Annotated in this window: 2 protein-coding genes; both read left to right on the forward strand. The window is 64.7% G+C overall.

The features are described 5' to 3' along the window. Nucleotides 1-8: 8 nt before the first annotated feature. Nucleotides 9-497: an SRPBCC domain-containing protein gene (locus AX685_RS12145; RefSeq protein ID WP_066489043.1), complete on the forward strand. Its 489-nt coding sequence runs from the start codon at nucleotides 9-11 to the stop codon at nucleotides 495-497. Next, nucleotides 494-765, forward strand: a 272-nt coding sequence (locus tag AX685_RS12150; protein WP_066489046.1) for a hypothetical protein, incomplete at its 3' end; no start/stop codon positions are given. The genes AX685_RS12145 and AX685_RS12150, both read left to right, overlap by 4 nt.

Here is a 765-nt window from a genome sequence, read left to right on the forward strand (position 1 = left end):
ATGGGGATATGCCTCGCACCATAACCAGCTCGATGCTTCACGGCGGGCCACTGCGCATCTGGTCGGCACTCACCGATCCGGATCATCGCCGGGCGTGGAGTCCGCTCGTATTTCTCGATGATCCGTCCCGGCTCGGCGACACAGAATGCACCTTTGCGATCCAGGGCATCACCCGGCCAATTCGGACGCCAGCACGGATTGATCGATTCGATAAACCGCACGCCTTCGCTTGGTCCTGCGGCATCCCCTATCTGTTCACGCTCGAAGAGCGGTACGAGCTGGCGGGGGACGATGGCGGCACCAGGCTAACGCATAGCTGCACGCTGCGCGGGGCGCTCTCCCTGCCGTTCGCGGCGATGATGTTGCGCCGCCTGCGATCCCTGATGGTCGAATCTGACGATCGCCTCGCAACCTATCTCCGCTGGCGGGTAGGTCAGCCTGCCCGGGCTATCAATCGTCAGCGCGTCCCCTCCCGCTACAGGAGGAAGGCGCGATGATGATGCACTGTAAGCGGGTGCTGCCCGCCGTCATCCTCGTTGTCGGGCTCGCGGCGTGCTCGGAAAGAAAGCCGCCAGCCCCGCCAACGGAGCAGCAGATCCATTCGTCCGACAGCGCCGTGGCGACCGGGGAAATGGGGCGCCATCCCTATCGCTGTTCCGACGGGGAACCGCTGTTCGTCGACTACAAGGACAACGGCCTGCAGATCGATTTGCGGCGCTCCAGCAGCGCCGTGCCCATGACGCTGACCGCGCCAGCGCAGGGCCT

Source organism: Sphingomonas sp. CCH9-F2 (assembly GCF_001556735.1).
Taxonomy (GTDB): Bacteria; Pseudomonadota; Alphaproteobacteria; order Sphingomonadales; family Sphingomonadaceae; genus Sphingomonas; species Sphingomonas ginsenosidimutans.

What these genes read in the sequence shown, in the direction of transcription:
- AX685_RS12145 (WP_066489043.1), top strand. Translation starts at nt 9, where the DNA reads ATGCCTCGCACCATAACCAGCTCGATGCTTCACGGCGGGCCACTGCGC.